The organism is Thiomicrorhabdus cannonii, from assembly GCF_013391695.1.
Lineage (GTDB): Bacteria > Pseudomonadota > Gammaproteobacteria > Thiomicrospirales > Thiomicrospiraceae > Thiomicrorhabdus > Thiomicrorhabdus cannonii.
Window position 1 is genome coordinate 93668 of record NZ_JACBGH010000005.1, and the last position, 16402, is coordinate 110069.

The window sequence follows — 16402 nt, forward strand, 5'->3', positions numbered from 1 at the left end:
ATCAACACAAAAAAATCAACACAAAAAAATCAACACAAAAAAATCAACACAAAAAAAGGAGGCGAATGCCTCCTTTTTTATTAGCGTTTTGCTGTGGCACAAAACGATTCAATATTGCGCCGTGTATTGATTTTGGATCATGCGCTGCATTTCCAGATATTTGGCGGTCATTTTGCGCTGCAGCGTGTGAGAGTAACGCAGAATCGAACGCATTACATGAAAGGTCACCAACGGATGGGATTCGACCAGCGCTTCAAACTTGTCGCGGTGCAGCATCAACACCTCCGAATCCTGCTTGGCCACAACGCGAAGCGAGTGGGGCACGCCATCCAGGAAGCTCAATTCGCCGATCATCGAGCCTTCTTTTAACACTTCAATCGAAACCGAGGTCTCGCCGCTGATCATCTTCAGCACTTCCAGTTTTCCGCTGATCAACAGATAGAGCATGTCGTCCTTGGAGCCTTCCTCAAACAGAACTTCACCCTTAGCAAGTTTGCGGTTTTCGACGACTTGGCCGAGAATTTCGCACCCCTGCGCGGTGACATCCTGGCCGAGAACGGAATTGGCGATTTTTTTGGCAACGGTCATAGCATTCCCTTATTGGTAAGTGGTTAATAACATCATCATTCTATGGGGCTCGCGCCTTCATTACCAGTCCTGGCATCAATTGCGGTAGTTTGCATGGCGCTTGAGTCTCAGGGCGCGGATGGCGCTTTAGGCAGATCAAGACGTTCAACCGGAAAGAACGCGTCGAAAAAACTGCTCATGCCCAGCACGAAAAGCAGTATCAGCCCCATCACAATCAGCAACGAAAGCGCCTGCTTATTGTGGATGAATTTCTCTTTCCAGCGCTCGCTTCTGAGCAACGGCCAGATAAAGTAAAGAAAGACCACCAACGCCAGTAACTGCAGGGCAATCAGCATGAATTGGATGGCAAATGGCAGCTCTTTTTCGATCATACAAACACCACTTTAGTGTGACAGCAGATGGACTAAGGTCCGATAATAAATCTCCGTCAACTGCTCGAGATCGGACACGCTGACACATTCGTTGACCTTGTGAATGGTCGCGTTAAGCGGCCCCATTTCGATCACCTGTGCGCCGGTCGGCGCGATGAATCGCCCGTCGGATGTGCCGCCGCCGGTGGATAATTTGGGTTCATAGCCTACCACCTCTTGGCACGCCTGTTTAACCGCCTGAATCAATTCGCCCTGCGCGGGGGTGATAAACGGCAAGCCGGACAGGTTCCAGTCGAGGCTGTAGTTGAGGTTGTGGTGATCGAGAATGGCATGCACGCCTTCTTTCAAGGTCTCAGGGGTGTGTTCGGTTGAGAAACGGAAATTGAACTGCACCACCACATTGCCGGGAATCACATTGGTTGCCCCCGTACCGCCGTTGATATTGGAGACCTGAAAAGAGGTCGGCGGGAAATATTCGTTGCCGTGGTCCCATTGCACATGCACCAGTTGCTCGAGCGCCGGCGCCAACGCATGAATCGGGTTTTCGGCCAGCTCGGGGTAGGCGATGTGGCCTTGCACGCCATGAACGGTCAGCGTGCCGCTCAAAGAGCCGCGGCGTCCATTTTTAATCGAATCGCCCAGTTGTTTGTCGCTGGAGGGTTCGCCCACCAGACAGTAATCGATTTTTTCATTGCGCGCTTCCAGGGTTTCAATCACCTTGACGGTGCCGTCCACCGCCGGGCCTTCTTCGTCGCTGGTAATTAAAAAACCGATGGAGCCTTGGTGTGCCGGATGCTTCTCCACAAAGCGCTTTGTCGCCACCATAAAACAGGCGATGCTGCTTTTCATATCTGCGGCACCGCGTGCATACAGCATGTCGCCGTCAATCTGTGCCGAAAACGGCGGGTAGGTCCACGCGGTTTCGGGACCGGTCGGTACCACATCGGTATGGCCGGCAAACACGTAAAGCGGGCCGTCGGTGCCGCGTCTGGCCCAGAGATTGGAGACTTCGCCAAACGGCATAGGCTCGATATGGAAGCCAAGCGGTGCAAGATAATCGGCAATGAGCTGCTGGCAGCCCTTGTCGTTTGGCGTGACGGAGTCGATCCGCAGCAGTTGCTGGGCTAGTTGAATGGTTTCACTCATGGACGCGGAATTCCTGTTATTTAAAAATCACCAACAAATTATTGTACGGCTTTGCCGGGGCAAATGTTAATCAAAACATCCGTGCGTTCAGCCAGGCAGGGCTTCATAGGCTTTTTCGTCAAAACCGATGATAACATCATTTGCGCTCACCAAAACCGGGCGTTTGATCAAGGTAGGCGTCGTCAGCAGTACGTTTAAGTCGCCGTTCAACAGGGCTGTTTTCTGTGCATCGTCAAGCTGTTTCCAACTGGTGCTGCGCTTGTTGACGAGTTTTTCCAGCGGCTGGAACTGTAGCCAGGATTCCAGCAGGGCAATATCCAGCCCTTGCTTTTTGAAATCGTGAAAATCGTATGCCAGCTGATGCGTTTCTAAATACTTCCGGGCCTTTTTAACCGTGTCGCAATTGGGAATGCCGTACATTTTCATCGTTCTTTTCCTGCTGATTCAAGGTGTGCTAATTATATAGTTAAAATGGCATAAATACCCGATGTTTGCCGCGAACAGGGCGCAAACGGCTTATTTGCATGCCACTAATTTTGTATCTCCGTTGCCAAGCGGGTATACTTCACGGTTTATTTATTCTTAACAATTTTTAAAGAGAATGGAATTATGACGATCAAGCGAATTGGACACCGTTATACCGACGCTAAAACCGGCGTAACCCTCGATGTGTGGTTTCCGCGTTCTAATAAAGAAATTGCCCGCAACTGTCTGGCGTTGAAAGCCGGCGTGATTAAAAGCGATTTTGTGACGGTGGAAATCGCCTCTGTTGACGATGCGCCGACATCGACGGAAGACGCTTACCTTCGCCTGCATCTATTGTCAGAATGCGCCTACAAACCGCATGAAATCAATCTGGACGGCATTTTCGGCCTGTTGACGAATGTGGCATGGACCAATGCCGGCCCGGTTTTGCCCTCAGAGGTTGAAACCTTGCGTGAAGTCATTGCCGGTGAACAGATTCAGTTCACGGTGACGGCCATCGATAAGTTCCCGCGTATGGTCGATTACGTGATTCCCGAAGGCGTGCGCATTGCCGATGCCGACCGCGTGCGTCTGGGTGCGCATTTGGCGCCGGGCACGACCATCATGCACGAAGGTTTTGTAAACTTTAATGCCGGCACCCTGGGCAACTCCATGGTGGAAGGGCGTATCAGCGCGGGTGTTGTGGTCGGTGAAAACAGCGATATCGGTGGCGGTGCGTCGATTATGGGTACGCTTTCCGGCGGCGGCAAGCAAGTTATCTCCATGGGGCAGCGCAACCTGTTGGGCGCCAATGCCGGCCTGGGTATCTCTCTGGGTGACGACTGTATCGTCGAATCGGGGCTGTATCTGACAGCGGGCACTAAAGTGCAGATGCCTGACGGTTCCGTGGTTTCTGCGCGCGAGCTATCCGGTCAGTCAAAACTTTTGTTTAGACGCCACAGCCAAACCGGCCAGGTTCAGGCGATCGTGACCGATGGTTCGGTGTGGGGCGGCTTGAACAGCGTACTGCACAGCAACGACTAATTGAGCCGACGGCTTGAACATTAGGCTGGCCGTGCGGTCAGCCGTGACTGAATTTTTACGCTCCGGCCTGTCTGACCGGGGCGCTTATCCCTTCTGCAATCCTGCACTTTCAAAATTGTCCGATTTATCTGTTTAGAACATTTTAGAGGGACTGTCTTATGGCTAAGGTACTTGGCTTGGATCACGTGAGTATTATCGTTAAGGACGCTGACGCGGCGCTAGAGTTTTACCAGACGCTGTTAGGGTTGGAAAAACTGGATAGGCCGGAGTTGGGATTTCCCGGTTATTGGCTGGATTTGTATCATGGTCAAAGTCTGCATATCATGCAATTGCCCGATCCCAATAGCGATACGCAGCGTCCCGAACATGGCGGGCGAGATTACCATTTTGCATTACGGGTGGATTCGATCGAAACCTTTGCGGAGAAACTGCAGCAGTGGCAGTTGCCTTTTACCCGCAGCCGTTCCGGCAGAAAGGCCTTATTTGCCAAGGATCCGGACAATAATGCCTTTGAGTTGTTTGAATACCGGCAATAGACTTTGCAAGGAACTTGCAAAATTTGCGCTCCAAAAAACTCAACAGGCCGGGTCTGTTAAGTCTGAGTCGCTTTTTCAATCAGTGAGAGCAGGGCTTCGCTGAGTTTTTCCTGTTCGGCTTTATCGGTAATGGCTTGATTATCGGTATTGCTGATCAAAAATACATCTTCCGCTTTTTCACCCACCGTGTTGATTTTCGCATCGTGCAGACGGATATTGAAACTCTTGAGTGCATAACCGATGCGCGAAAGCAGTCCCGGGGTGTCTTTGGTGATGATGACCAGTTCGGTGAATTTCTGGTTGATCTGGTTGAAGACAATTTCCGTCGGCGTGCTAAAGCATTTCATCCTGCGCGAGTGCACCATCGGTTTGAGTTCCTGCGGTTCCATTTCCGGCAATGCCAGCTGGTGTTTGATCTTGTCGATAATCGCATCCAGAATGGCCTGATCGCTGACATGGTGCAAATCGTTATCGAGGATATATAAAATCACCAGCGTCATGTTCAGCGCGGTTGAATAGATGCGCGCTTCCATAATATTGAGATGCAGCTTGTCCAGCGCATGGGTGATATGCGCAAACAGGAAATCGCGGTCGGGCATGTAAATCAGCAGTTCGGTTGCGCCGCGTTGTGCTTGATTTTGCAGGTAAATATGGGTGGAACTCAAATCTGCCTGGTAAATGAGCTGGGTAATGCGTGCAATATCATTTGGATTCTGACGGCTGAAGAATTCCGTTTTGCTCAAACTGTCCCATAGCGGCTGATAATCTGTCGATTTAAGGTCGCGTTTAAGCAGGATGTCTTTGGCGCGTTCCTGGGTTTGCAGCGCCTTCTTCGCCCGGTTCTTCGGTGTGCTTGAGCGCGCTTCGAGCATATTGGAGGTTTCGTTATAAAGCTCGAGGAACAGGGCGTTTTTCCATTCATTCCAGACTTCATCCGACGTGGCGCAGACATCCGCGACCGTCAGCAGGTAGAGATAATCCAGATGCTGGTGATCCTTGACCAGTTCGGCAAAGGCCTGAATCACGGCCGGATCGCTGAGATCCTTTTTCTGCGCAATCCCGGAGAAATCGAGATGATGACGCACCAGCCAGCTCAGCAGGGCGCAGTCTTGCTGCGGCAAATTGTGCGATTGCGCGAATGCCAGTGCATCGTCCGCACCCAGGATTTCATGTTCGCCGCCGCGTCCCTTGGCAATATCGTGAAACAGTCCGGCGAGAAAAAGCACTTCGGGTTTGCAGATGTTTTTAGCAATCTGATGGGCGGTGGGGAATTCGTACGCAAACTCCTCAACAAAAAATCGGCGGAGGTTGCGGATGACAAAAATGGTATGTTCATCAACCGTATAGGCATGAAAGATATTAAACTGCATTAAGCCGGTGATCTGTTTGAATACCGGCAGATAGGCCGCCAGAATACCGTAGCTGTGCATACGTCGCAACGCCGCGTTGACGCCGTTGGGCTGGCGGAAAATTTCGATAAACAACGCCTTGTTGATCGAGTCCTTGCGGAAATCATTGTCGATCAGATGCAGGTTGTCACGGATTGAACGTATGGTATTGGAGCGGATGCCCTGAATTTCAGGGTGGTGTTGCAGTATCAAAAAAACTTCCAATAAGGCGGTGGGAAACTGCGCAAACACCTGCGGATGCTGAATATCGAGATAATGATCGACCAGTTTGAAGCGGCTATTAAGCTGTTCAATAATCGGCGTATTCGTGCAAAAAATCTCTTCACGGAAATGCTGCAGCAAAATCTCGTTAAGTTTCACGACATTTTGCACATTGCGGTAGTAGCTGTTCATAAACTGCTCAACCGCCATTTTCTCCGGCGTATCACGATAGCCGAAACTTTCCGCCAGATGCTGCTGGTGATCGAACAGCAGGCGGTCCTCGCGGCGGCGCTTCATGCGATGCAGCGAGAAACGCACGCGGTTCAGATACTTGTAGGCAGCTTCCAGCTCCCTGTACTCTTCAATCGTCAGAAAGTGATGTTGTACCAGCTGGTTGATCGAGGAGGCTTTGAAATGGCGCTTGGCCACCCAGTAGATTGTCTGCAGGTCGCGCAGGCCGCCGGGGCTTTCCTTGACGTTGGGTTCAAGCTGATAGGTGGTGTCGTGAAAGCGACGATGGCGTGTGACCTGCTCTTCGAATTTGGCCTGAAAAAATGCCTGGCTAGGCCAGAAGTCGGGACGGTTCCATATTTTTTTAAGCGCTTGATAGAGTTCATAGTCGCCGGTGATCCAACGCGCCTCCAATAGGTTGGTGGCGGTTGAAAGGTCTTCCTGGCCGGCAATGACGCATTCCTCCACCGTGCGGATGGCATGGCCGACATCAAAGCCCAAATCCCATAAGAAAGTGATAAATTGCGAAAACACTTCCGAATTGGCTTGGTCTGGCGCGGTTAGAATCAGCAGGTCAATATCAGAGTAGGGATGCAGTTCGCCGCGCCCATAACCGCCAACGGCCAACAGCGCGGCCGTATTGGGTTCGGGCATGAAATGCTGCCAGATGCGCTTGAGAATCTGGTCGATGTAGGTGGCGCGCTCTTTGACCAGTTCCGCTACGGCGGCACCTTCGTCAAATTGCTTGAACTGATACTCGATAAACTGTTTTAAGGCTTCCCGTCCCGCTTTGATGGCCTGTAACGGCTGGTCACGGTTTTCGAGCGCTTTAACAAAACTGGGAACGGAAGGCGATTCGGCTGTCATATCAGGTCATTGGCGATGGATTCAAAACTTCTTTAACGTGGAAGGAAAGGCATTTCACCCTGGCGCAAGGTGAAAATTTCATATCCCGTTTCGGTCACAGCCAGAGTGTGTTCCCATTGTGCCGATAATTTGCGGTCTTTGGTGATGACCGTCCAGTTATCACCGAGCAGTTTGACATCCGCTTTGCCCAGATTGATCATGGGCTCAACGGTAAACACCATACCGGGTTTTAACACTATGTTCTTCAATTCCTGCGCGGCATAATGCAGCACCTGAGGTTCCTCGTGGAAATCGGCACCGATGCCGTGCCCGCAATACTCGCGCACAACCGAAAAGCCGTTGGCTTCGGCATGTTTCTGAATGGCGCTGGCAACATCAAACAAGGTGGCTTGCGGTTTTACCTGCTCGATACCCAGCCACAGACATTCGCGGGCCACATCGCACAGGCGATGCGCAAACGGTTTCACCTCGCCCACCTCAAACATCATACTGGTATCGCCGTGGTAGCCGTCTTTAATGACGGTCACATCGATATTGACGATGTCGCCTTTTTTCAGTTTCTTGTTATCGTCGGGAATGCCGTGGCACACCACGTGGTTGATTGAAATACAGCTTGAAGCAGGGAAGCCATGATAATTAAGGGTTGCGGGAACCGTGCCTTGTACATTGACCATGTAATCGTGCATGATACGATTGAGTTCACCCGTGGAAACACCGGCTTGTACATGGGGCGCAATCATGTCGAGGACATTTGCCGCCAGTTGTCCGGCGATGCGCATTTTTTCGATTTCTTCCGCAGTTTTGATTTTAATGGCCATCTTGATTCTTTATATTTGCTTGCATTTTAAATAGTGTACGAATTGTAAGGCTTGCATGGGCTGAATGACACAAAATCTTTCATTTAAAGAGATTAAGTTTGTATCCTTTAGCCAAATATGATATAAATGCCGCGCCTCAGAAATGAGAGGCAATTTTAACAGAAAATCCGCACGTTTACCGACACATGAAACGGGGTGCCGAAATCGTTATTTCGGTTCGTTTTATGGGTGAACGGAGGCTTAACCCAAAATGGAGTATATAAAATGGCAAAAGTTACCATGCGCCAAATGCTTGAAGCAGGCGTTCATTTCGGTCACCAAACACGTTACTGGAACCCTAAAATGGGTCAATACATCTTTGGTGCACGCAACAAGATTCATATCATCAACCTAGAGAAAACTGTACCAATGTTCAACGACGCTTTGAACATGCTGGGTGGTGTTGCTGCAAACAAAGGTAAAGTACTTTTCGTTGGCACCAAACGCGCTGCGCGTGACATCGTTGCAGAAGAAGCGAAACGTTGTGGTATGCCATACGTTAACTACCGCTGGTTGGGTGGTATGTTGACTAACTTCAAAACCATCAAACAATCTATCAAGCGTTTGAAAGAACTGGAAGCGATGGAACAGGACGGTACATTTGAGAAAATGACCAAAAAAGAAGCCCTGAACATGACTCGCCAAAAAGAGAAGTTGGAACTGTCTCTTGGCGGGATCAAAGATATGCGCGCCATGCCAGACGCTATTTTCATTATCGATACCGGTAATGAAGACATCGCTATCCAGGAAGCTCAAAACCTGGGTATCCCAGTTGTAGGTGTTGTAGATACCAACAACGATCCTCGTGGTGTGGATTATGTTATTCCTGGTAACGACGATGCAATCCGTGCAATCAAATTGTACCTGTCTGCCGTTGCTGACGCGATCAATGAAGGTAAAGCAACCATCACGACCGCTGTTGAAGGCGATGATTTCGTAGAAGCTGAAGAAAAAGCAGCTGAATAATAAAACAGGCCTGGTAAAACCGGGCCTTTTTCATTGCAACGAATTGAATTAACAGAAAAAGGATTAAAGATGTCTATTACTGCTGGTATGGTAAAACAGCTGCGTGAAACGACTGGCGCAGGTATGATGGATTGCAAAAAAGCGCTTGCAGAAACCAATGGTGACATGGATGCAGCGGTTGAATTCCTGCGTAAGAAAGGGATGGCTGGTGCAGACAAGAAAGCTGGTCGTGTAGCAGCGGAAGGCGTTATTGCGATTGCTGTGTCTGACGACAAGAAAAAAGCGGCGATTGCTGAAGTAAACTGTGAAACTGACTTTGTTGCCAAAGGCGACGAATTCAAAGATTTCGCTAACGAAATCGCACAAATCGCACTGAAAACTGGTTCTACAGACATTGAAGCGCTTTACGGCGAAACCATGGCGAACGGCAAGACAATCGATGAGCGTCGTCGTGAACTGATCGCTAAAATCGGTGAGAACATGGCGGTACGCCGTTTGGAATTGATCGAAACCAATGGTCAGATTGGTCAGTATCAGCACGGTGAGAAGATCGGTGTTGTGGTTGATATGACTGGTGGTGACGAAGCGCTTTCACGCGATGTTGCAATGCACATCGCTGCGTTGAAACCAACTGCGGTATCGGCTGACAATGTTGATCAGGAAGTGATCGAAAAAGAGCGTCGTTTCCAGATTGAACAGGCGCAAGAAAGCGGCAAGCCAATGGAAATCATTGAGAAGATGATTGAAGGGCGTATGCGTAAATTCCTGCAAGACATCACACTGGTTGGCCAGTCATTCGTTAAGAACCCTGATGTGACCATTGACAAGTTGTTGAAAGACAACAATGCCAGCGTTGCTCAGTTCATTCGTCTGGAAGTTGGCGAAGGTATCGAAATCGAAGAAACCAACTTTGCTGATGAAGTAGCGGCTGCAGCTAAAGCGGCGTTGGGCGGCTAATTAACCTTTCTGCCTGTATGAGCCACAGTCGCTTAGCCAAGGTTTGAGCGACTGTGGCTTTTTTGTATGCGCAATTTAAAAGACTGGAATAGCAGTCTGTAAAATTAAGATGGAGTGGCCAATGGCTCTGCGATACAAACGTATTCTATTAAAATTTAGCGGCGAAGCCCTGATGGGCGATAATGATTTCGGCCTTGACGCGGCAACGCTAAAAAAAGTGGTGGCACAAGTCAGCGCATTGCGCGAACTTGGGGTCGAGGTCGGCATTGTTGTGGGTGGCGGTAATATCTTCCGCGGCGCACAAATCCAGGGTTCAGGTATTCAACGTACCACTGGCGATCATATGGGCATGATGGCAACGGTCATCAATGCGTTGGCTTTGCGCGACGTGATTGAAAGCGTCGGGATTCGCGCGCAAGTTTTGTCCGCGATGACGATTGAAGGGATTTCTTCCGGTTTCAATGCCAATCAGGTCAAAAAACAGTTGAGTGACGGCGAAGTGCTGATTTTTGCAGCGGGGACTGGAAGTCCTTTCTTTACAACGGACACGGCCGCAGCCTTGCGCGGCATCGAAATCGATGCGGACATCGTGCTGAAAGCCACCAAGGTGGACGGTATCTATACGGCCGACCCCAAGAAAGACCCGGCTGCGACCCGTTATTCAAGCTTGAGTTACGAAGAGGTCATTCAGAAAAATCTGCAGGTGATGGATCAGACGGCTTTTGTGCTGTGCCGTGACCATAATATGCCCATTCGCGTTTTTGACATGTTTAAAGACAATGCGGTAATTCGAATTGTTCAAGGTGAAGACGAAGGTACCTTGGTCAGTTAAGGAGAGAAGAGATGATTAAAGAAATTCGTGAAGATGCCAAACAGAGAATGCAAAAATCGTTCGAAAATCTAGAAGCGAACTTTGCAAAAATCCGAACAGGCCGGGCTCATCCAAGTATTTTGGATGCGATCAGCGTTAACTATTACGGTTCTGAAGTGCCGATTAGTCAGGTGGCCAATATCAATATCGAAGACGCACGTACCTTAACCGTACAGCCTTGGGAGCAGAACATGGTTTCTGTGGTTGAAAAGGCGATTATGATGTCTGACCTGGGAATCAACCCGGTTACAACCGGCAATATGATGCGTATTCCGATGCCTCCGCTAACCGAGGAACGTCGTCGTGACTTTACCCGCGTTGCGCGCAACGAAGCCGAGCAGGCCCGCGTGGCCATCCGTAATATCCGCCGTGATGCCAACAGCGATATTAAGGCTTTGTTGAAGGACAAGGAGATCACCGAGGACGAATCGCGCCAAGGCGAGGACCAGGTTCAAAAACTGACAGATGAATTTATCGCAAAAGTCGATAAAATCCTGGCGGAAAAAGAGAGTAGCTTATTGGAAATTTAAGTCGATATTTACGCCGTTTTACGGCATAATTTAATCGTTTTTCTTATAGAACGGCCTGTAAAACAGTAGAGCTTTCTATTGTTTTTGGCCGTTTTTTCTATCTGCATTTCGGGGTTTGGTTTGCAAAAACAACAATATCAACAGCTTAAGGCACCCAGACACATCGCCATTATTATGGACGGCAATGGCCGCTGGGCAAAAAAACGTCTTTTGCCGCGTTTTATTGGGCACCAAAAAGGGCTTAATGCCGTCAAGCGCGTCGTATCCCATTGCGCATCCATTGGCGTGGAGTCACTGACATTGTTCGCGTTTAGCACCGAAAACTGGCGCAGACCCGAAGAAGAGGTGAGCAAGCTCATGAGCTTGTTTTTAAAGGCTCTGCAGCGTGAGGTCAGTAAGCTGGACGAAAACAATGTGCGCCTGCAGATTATCGGCGACCGTTCAGCGTTCAGTGAAGAGATTCAATCCAACATCGCATTGGCCGAAAGCAAAACATCGAGCAACAGCGGTTTGGTTTTAAACATTGCCGCCAACTACGGCGGACGCTGGGATATTGTAGAAGCGGTCAAGAAGTGGCAAAAAGCACATCCGGAAAACAGCATCGAACAGCTGGACGAATACGCCCTGAATGACTACCTTTGCCTAGCCGGCCTGCCTGAACCCGATTTACTGATTCGCACCGGCGGGGAGCAACGTATCAGCAATTTCTTGATCTGGCAAATGGCCTACACAGAATTCTATTTCAGCGACGTCTTGTGGCCTGACTTTGATGAAGCCGCACTGGATAAAGCCATTCAATCTTTTTCTATGCGCCAGAGACGATTTGGAAAAACCGGGGAACAGATTACCGCATGTTAAAGCAACGTATTTTGACGGCTAGCTTGTTGGCATTGCTGGCCATTGCGGCCTTGTTTATCGCACCGGACTGGTTGTGGTCCGGACTTATCCTGCTCATCGCCACAATCGGTGCCTGGGAATGGGGCGGATTTGCTCGTATTACCAAGACTTGGCAACGAGTCTTGTATGCAGTCCTCCCCGCTGGCATCACACTGCTTGCCCTTCAAGGATTGACGTTACCGGTCTCTCTCGGTTGGTTGGTGATGGAAATGCTGCTACTTATGTTAGTGGTTACACGCTACCAGAAAAGTTCCGGCAAGCAGGGGCTCGATTCCCCCATATTCATTCTCCTGGCGGGCATTTTGGGCCTGGCGCTGTTTGCGTTTGCAATGATTCAGTTTCGCGCTGCGGCCGGCCCGGCAGCCTTGTTGTTGAGTTTATTCACCATCTGGGCGATGGATACTGGCGCTTATTTTACCGGGCGCCGCTTTGGCAAGCACAAACTGGCACCCCATGTCAGCCCCGGAAAGACCTGGGAAGGGGTTTGGGGTGGCGCAGTTTTGGCTGGCCTAGTTGCACTTATAGGCACGTTTTTGATCTCTGAACCCACTCCGATTTCACTATTGCCGTTTGTACTGTTAAGTGCGTTTATCGCGATGTTTTCCGTGTTTGGCGATCTGTTTGAAAGCGTACTCAAACGTCAGGTGGATCTAAAAGATAGCGGACAGCTGCTTCCCGGACATGGCGGCATACTGGATCGAATCGACAGCCTGTTAATCGCCATGCCGATGTTTTATTTGCTTTGGTCGCTTGGAGTCCTCTTACAATGACGGTTTTGTGGTCATTGCTAGGCTTTGTCATTGTCATAGGTATCTTGGTCACCATTCACGAATGGGGACACTTCCAGGCAGCGCGTTTTTTCAACATCAAGGTAGTGCGCTTTTCCATCGGATTCGGCCCTGCGCTGTGGAGAAAACAGGGCGTGGAAACCGAATACCGTATTGCACTGATTCCGCTGGGGGGCTACGTTAAGTTTGTAGATGAAGCCGAAGGACCTGTCGAGCAGGCGGATTTAGCTAGAGCCTTTAACCGCCAAAGTGTCTATAAACGCTTTGTCGTAGTCGCTGCCGGCCCTTTGATTAATCTCATTTTTGCGTGGTTGGTCTTCACGGCAGTCTACATAATCGGCGTGTCCGGGCTTAAGCCCATCTTTAACCAGCCGATTGCCAATACCGTCTTGTCCGAGGCGCTTCCCGACAATCAACAGTCCTGGTTGGTGCTGCAGGCTAACCAGCAGCCGGTACATACTTGGCATGAACTTAATCAGGCGGTTCTGGCGGCTTTGGTGGATGACACCACGCACTTGCGCTTGCAACTTGAAGATTTGCAAACCGCCGAGTTGGTACAGATTGACGTGCCGTTATCCTCCTTGGATATGAACAATAACAAGCAGAATTGGCTCAGCATTCTCGGATTTAAACCTGTCGAAATTGATGTGGCGCCGGTGATCGGCCATATTGCTGAGGAGGGGCCTGCGGCGCAAGCGGATCTACAAAGTGGCGACCTGATCCTATCCATAGACGGCGTATCCACTGCAACGTGGCAGGATGTGGTTAACACCGTACGCAGCCGTGCCAATAAAAGTGTCGAGTTAGTGGTAGCACGCCATGGCCAAACCCAGACCACGCAGGTTAATCTTGCCGGACAAAAAAACGGCAACGACTCTGTCGGTTACTTAGGGGTAGGGGTCAAAGTAGATGAGGATGCGATGGCACCTTTCATTGCTCAGGTACGTTACCCATTGCTGTCTGCTATGCGATTAGGTTTTGACAAGTGTATCGATCTGACAAACATGACGGTGCAAATGCTCAAAAAGATGATAATGGGCGATGTAGGCCTTGAACATTTATCCGGTCCGGTTAGTATCGCACAATTCTCCGGCCAGGCCCTACAGACCGGTTTAATCTCTTTTTTGGGGTTGCTTGGGCTTTTGAGTCTAAGTTTAGGTATACTCAATCTTTTGCCGATACCTGTATTGGACGGTGGCCATTTACTTTATTATGTCATCGAAATGGTTAAAGGTTCTCCACTGGATGAGCGGGCAATGGCAATTGGCCAGCAGATTGGGTTGGTTCTGATACTCGGTTTGACAATTCTTGCTCTCACAAATGATATTTTGCGCATAACAAATGGTTAATATGAAACAGAAACGCTCTAAACATAATGTCGCCTACGGTCTGTTCTTGGGATTAATGGCAAATGCAACGGTCAGTTACGGTTTTACAGTCGATAAGATCGAAGTAGAAGGCTCTCAGCGCATTGGTTTTGAAACCATCAACACCTATTTACCCATTTCAATCGGTCAAGAGGTTGATCAGTCTCTGATTCAGGAAAGCATCCAGAAACTTTACAAAACCGGTTTCTTTAAAGATGTGTCTCTCTATTTGCGCGATACGGGAACCCTTGTAGTCAAAGTGGTTGAGCGCCCGTCCATTACCGACATCAAGATTGAGGGTAACTCGCTGATCTCCACTGACGACTTTATGCAGGCCTTGAATTCATTAGGGATCAAACAGGGTCGCATTTTCAATCAAACAGAGTTGGATCGTGTCATTCTTGATCTAAAACGTCGTTACCAGAACCAAGGGTATTATGCCGCCGAGGTTAAATTCATCAGCGAAGAACTGCCGCGTAACCGCGTGAGCCTTAAAATTGAAGTAGAGGAAGGTGAAGCGGCAACGATTGGCGGCATTCATCTGGTAGGTAACACCACCTATTCCGATAAACGCCTAAAGGGGTTGCTTTCGCTTTCCGACAGCACGTTGCTGGGTGGTGGTGATAAATACTCCAAACCAAAGCTGCAAGCGGATATTGAAACCATAAAATCCTATTACATGGATAGAGGTTTTGCTGAGTTCGAAATTCGCTCTTCGCAAGTGAGTTTGTCGGTAGATAAAACCAAGGTGTTCATTACCATCAATATGAGCGAAGGGCCTCAATACTCGATTGCCAGCATCGATTATACGGGGGATACGCGCCTGTCATCGGAAGAGTTGAGCGGTCTTGAATCCATTAAGCCGAATGATCTTTTCTCTCGCAGCGAAGTAATCAATACAATGAACGCCATTCGCGATCGTTTAAGCGAAGAGGGTTATGCTTACGCAGAGGTCAAGCCTGACACCGTGCTCAATAAGGAGGCCCGAACCGTCGCCTTAAAATTTGACGTGGATCCCAAAGACCGTGTCTATGTCAGACGCATTGAAATCGAAGGCAATACCAGAACGCGCGATTATGTTATCCGCCGCGAAATGCGTCAACTGGAAAGCGCACCTTACTCCCTTAAACAGGTGAGACGTTCTACCACCCGCTTGAATCGCCTCGGCTATTTCACCAAGGCAGATATTGAAACCAAGCGCGTGGCGGCCGACCAGGTCGATCTGATAGTCAAAGTGGAAGAGCAGTCAACCGGCTCCTTTACCGCGGGTATCGGCTATTCGCAGATAGATGGCGTGAGTTTTAACGTCGGCGTTTCCGAGAGGAACTTCATCGGTAGCGGCAATCAGCTTGATTTTAAAGTGAACACTTCAAGTGCGCGCAAATCCGCAGATATCGGGATGACCAATCCTTATTTCACCGCAGACGGGGTCAGTCTTGGCGCCGGTTTCTATCTGAGTGAAATCGATGCGAATGAATTGGGGATTTCCGACTATACGACTAATAACTACGGTTTACGTATGTCCCTTGGCTATCCATTGAGCGAATACAGCCGCATCAGTTATGGTGTTAAATTGAACCATCAAACGTTGGTGTGCGCGGATAGCTTTACGGTGTGTAACGGCTACATCGCGGATAACGGTGAAAACGAAACAGCGGCGATTTTGAGTGCAGGCTGGAGTTACGATACCAAGAATGCCTTTTATTTCCCAAGCAGCGGACAGGCGTTCAGTCTCTCGGCGGAGGTAAATGCGCCATTGTCATCCGATACCGCTTTTTACAAGCTATTTATGGATGAAAAGTGGTATTATCCTTTGACGGATAATTTTACGATGAAATTAAAATTAGGCCTGGCCTACGGTGATGGATTGGGCGGCACTCGAAGCCTGCCATTCTATGAAAACTTCTATGCGGGTGGTATCGGTTCGGTACGCGGTTATGAGCCTAATACCCTTGGTCCGGCTTATGACTTCGCCACGCAAGGCAGTGACCGTCCTATTGGTGGCAATACACGGTTAGTCACCAATGCCGAGCTTGTCTTCCCGATGCCGTTTGTTGAAGACTCCAGTAATATGCGTGTCAGCCTTTTCTTTGACGCGGGGAATGTCTTTAATGATTTTTCGTCCATCGAAGCAGGTGAGCTCAGAACCTCTACGGGGATCGGATTCTCGTGGATAACGCCGGTAGGTCCACTCTCGTTTAGTTATGCGCTACCTTTAAGTTATACCAAAGACGATAAACTGCAGGCATTCCAATTCAATTTGGGCGTGCCGCTGTAATTGCAATTTTATATAGCCTTAAATTTTTAAAAA

At 49.3% G+C, this 16402-nt stretch carries 16 protein-coding genes; 10 read left to right on the forward strand and 6 right to left on the reverse strand.

Going from position 1 to position 16402, the window contains the following annotated elements:
• Window positions 1-108: 108 nt before the first annotated feature.
• The 4 genes from HZ297_RS07335 to HZ297_RS07350 form a co-directional block, all read right to left on the reverse strand.
• Window positions 109-588 (reverse strand): Crp/Fnr family transcriptional regulator, encoded by a 480-nt coding sequence (locus HZ297_RS07335; protein ID WP_178862347.1) that lies wholly within the window; start codon window positions 586-588, stop codon window positions 109-111.
• A gap of 107 nt (window positions 589-695) precedes the next feature.
• Complete coding sequence (locus tag HZ297_RS07340; protein WP_178862348.1) at window positions 696-959, reverse strand: hypothetical protein; 264 nt, start codon at window positions 957-959, stop codon at window positions 696-698.
• Between the two features lie 12 nt (window positions 960-971).
• Window positions 972-2105: a succinyl-diaminopimelate desuccinylase gene (gene dapE / locus HZ297_RS07345; RefSeq protein WP_178862349.1), complete on the reverse strand. Its 1134-nt coding sequence runs from the start codon at window positions 2103-2105 to the stop codon at window positions 972-974.
• A gap of 87 nt (window positions 2106-2192) precedes the next feature.
• Window positions 2193-2531 carry a Spx/MgsR family RNA polymerase-binding regulatory protein gene (locus tag HZ297_RS07350; RefSeq protein WP_178862350.1) on the reverse strand — a complete coding sequence of 113 codons (339 nt, stop codon included), beginning with the start codon at window positions 2529-2531 and terminating at the stop codon, window positions 2193-2195.
• A 183-nt stretch (window positions 2532-2714) separates the two neighbouring features.
• On the opposite strand from HZ297_RS07350, the gene HZ297_RS07355 reads away from it, so the two are divergent.
• Both HZ297_RS07355 and HZ297_RS07360 read left to right on the forward strand, forming a co-directional pair.
• A complete protein-coding gene (locus HZ297_RS07355) occupies window positions 2715-3614 on the forward strand; it encodes a DapH/DapD/GlmU-related protein (RefSeq protein ID WP_178862351.1) in 900 nt (299 codons plus the stop codon).
• A 158-nt stretch (window positions 3615-3772) separates the two neighbouring features.
• Window positions 3773-4150 (forward strand): VOC family protein, encoded by a 378-nt coding sequence (locus tag HZ297_RS07360; RefSeq protein WP_178862352.1) that lies wholly within the window; start codon window positions 3773-3775, stop codon window positions 4148-4150.
• A 56-nt stretch (window positions 4151-4206) separates the two neighbouring features.
• Here the strand turns inward: HZ297_RS07360 and glnD are convergent, their stop codons facing one another.
• Both glnD and map read right to left on the reverse strand, forming a co-directional pair.
• Window positions 4207-6858, reverse strand: a complete 2652-nt coding sequence (glnD, locus tag HZ297_RS07365) for a [protein-PII] uridylyltransferase (protein WP_178862353.1) — start codon at window positions 6856-6858, stop codon at window positions 4207-4209.
• A gap of 32 nt (window positions 6859-6890) precedes the next feature.
• Entirely contained in the window at window positions 6891-7676 is a 786-nt protein-coding gene (gene map / locus HZ297_RS07370) for a type I methionyl aminopeptidase (protein WP_178862354.1), read from the reverse strand.
• A 264-nt stretch (window positions 7677-7940) separates the two neighbouring features.
• Between map and rpsB the strand changes: the two genes are divergently transcribed.
• The 8 genes from rpsB to bamA all read left to right on the forward strand — a co-directional run bounded on the left by rpsB (window position 7941) and on the right by bamA (window position 16369).
• A complete protein-coding gene (gene rpsB / locus HZ297_RS07375; RefSeq protein ID WP_178862355.1) occupies window positions 7941-8681 on the forward strand; it encodes a 30S ribosomal protein S2 in 741 nt (246 codons plus the stop codon).
• Window positions 8682-8750: 69 nt separating this feature from the next.
• The gene (gene tsf / locus HZ297_RS07380) at window positions 8751-9638 is read left to right on the forward strand and encodes a translation elongation factor Ts (protein WP_178862356.1); all 888 of its coding nucleotides are present in this window, start codon (window positions 8751-8753) and stop codon (window positions 9636-9638) included.
• A gap of 121 nt (window positions 9639-9759) precedes the next feature.
• Window positions 9760-10470 carry a UMP kinase gene (gene pyrH, locus HZ297_RS07385; protein ID WP_178862357.1) on the forward strand — a complete coding sequence of 237 codons (711 nt, stop codon included), beginning with the start codon at window positions 9760-9762 and terminating at the stop codon, window positions 10468-10470.
• 11 nt (window positions 10471-10481) lie between these two features.
• Window positions 10482-11039: a ribosome recycling factor gene (gene frr, locus HZ297_RS07390; protein WP_178862358.1), complete on the forward strand. Its 558-nt coding sequence runs from the start codon at window positions 10482-10484 to the stop codon at window positions 11037-11039.
• 174 nt (window positions 11040-11213) lie between these two features.
• Entirely contained in the window at window positions 11214-11897 is a 684-nt protein-coding gene (gene uppS / locus HZ297_RS07395) for an undecaprenyl pyrophosphate synthase (RefSeq protein ID WP_246261747.1), read from the forward strand.
• The gene (locus tag HZ297_RS07400) at window positions 11891-12706 is read left to right on the forward strand and encodes a phosphatidate cytidylyltransferase (protein WP_178862360.1); all 816 of its coding nucleotides are present in this window, start codon (window positions 11891-11893) and stop codon (window positions 12704-12706) included. The genes uppS and HZ297_RS07400 overlap by 7 nt, the downstream gene beginning before the upstream one ends.
• Entirely contained in the window at window positions 12703-14073 is a 1371-nt protein-coding gene (gene rseP, locus HZ297_RS07405; protein WP_178862361.1) for an RIP metalloprotease RseP, read from the forward strand. Before HZ297_RS07400 ends, rseP begins: the two co-directional genes overlap by 4 nt.
• Complete coding sequence (gene bamA / locus HZ297_RS07410) at window positions 14066-16369, forward strand: outer membrane protein assembly factor BamA (RefSeq protein ID WP_178862362.1); 2304 nt, start codon at window positions 14066-14068, stop codon at window positions 16367-16369. The genes rseP and bamA overlap by 8 nt, the downstream gene beginning before the upstream one ends.
• Window positions 16370-16402: the final 33 nt, after the last annotated feature.